The organism is Bacillus sp. GW823-FHT06A11 (genome assembly GCF_058795355.1).
The window spans coordinates 1-413 of sequence record NZ_JBXAHS010000028.1 but is presented as its reverse complement, the minus strand read 5'-3'; the positions used below and the strand labels follow the sequence as shown (position 1 = coordinate 413).

The 413-nt window shown below is 42.9% G+C and carries 1 pseudogene; it reads left to right on the top strand.

Annotation, left to right across the window (positions count from 1 at the left end):
* Positions 1–413 (top strand): annotated as a pseudogene (locus AC1Q8L_RS29925) (CD3337/EF1877 family mobilome membrane protein); the annotation flags it as partial.

Here is a 413-nt window from a genome sequence, read left to right as displayed (position 1 = left end):
TTACAATCGAATCCGATGGAAAGCAAACCAATCACAATACCACAGTCAGGAACGACACCATTACAATCGAATCCGATTGAGAGTAAACCAATTACAACACCACAGTCAGGAACAACGCCAATACCAGTGAATCCGGTTGAGAGTAAACCAATTACAACACCACAGTCAGGAACAACACCAATACCAGTGAATCCGGTTGAGAGTAAACCAATTACAACACCACAGTCAGGAACGACACCATTACAATCGAATCCGATGGAAAGCAAACCAATCACAATACCACATTCAGGAACGACACCATTACAATCGAATCCGATGGAAAGCAAACCAATCACAATACCACAGTCAGGAACGACACCATTACAATCGAATCCGATGGAAAGCAAACCAATCACAATACCACAGTCAGGAAC